Source organism: Bradyrhizobium sp. Ken51, from assembly GCF_055807435.1.
Map to the genome: position 1 here is coordinate 1 of NZ_JBVVPB010000223.1, position 230 is coordinate 230.

At 59.1% G+C, this 230-nt stretch carries 1 protein-coding gene; it reads left to right on the forward strand.

Features of this window, described 5'->3' with window-relative positions; translation table 11 throughout:
- The coding region (locus tag AC0L27_RS41570) for an N-6 DNA methylase (protein ID WP_473323962.1) at window positions 1–230 on the forward strand (230 nt) is incomplete at both ends.

Below are 230 nucleotides of genomic sequence, written 5' to 3' on the forward strand. Positions count from 1 at the left end.
CCAGTACTTCACCCCGCGTCCGCTGATTAAAACCAGTATTCATCTGCTGAAACCGCAGCCGCGTGAAGTGGTGCAGGACCCGGCGGCAGGTACGGCGGGCTTTTTGATTGAAGCCGACCGCTATGTTAAGTCGCAAACCAATGATCTGGCCGACCTTGATGGCGACACGCAGGCTTTCCAGATCCACCGCGCGTTTATCGGCCTCGAACTGGTGCCCGGCACCCGTCGTC